Here is a 309-nt window from a genome sequence, read left to right on the forward strand (position 1 = left end):
CTGTTGCATAAACCGGGTGAGGGATTCATGTCGTGAATCCAGCGTGGTAGCTGGACGACATGATCAGACCCAGACCCCCAACCTACAAGACCAAGAACTGGTCGACCTGTAATGAAGCGCTCAAGCGCGTCGTTTCACGACCTCGCTGACGATCTGGTTTGACCCAGAGATGATCTGGGATGCTGCGCCGACCGGCAAACGCGGCCGACAGCCAACCTACAGCGATGCCGCGATCCAGACATGCCTGACGATGAAGGTTCTGTTGGCATGGCGTTGCGCCAGACGACCGGGTTCGTCGAGAGCCTGTTG

General features: G+C 57.9%; 1 pseudogene. It reads left to right on the forward strand.

Going from position 1 to position 309, the window contains the following annotated elements:
* Window positions 1–59 precede the first annotated feature (59 nt).
* Window positions 60–309, forward strand: a pseudogene (locus KZZ07_RS26790) (transposase); the annotation flags it as partial.

The organism is Mameliella sp. CS4 (assembly GCF_019392335.1).
GTDB lineage: Bacteria > Pseudomonadota > Alphaproteobacteria > Rhodobacterales > Rhodobacteraceae > Antarctobacter.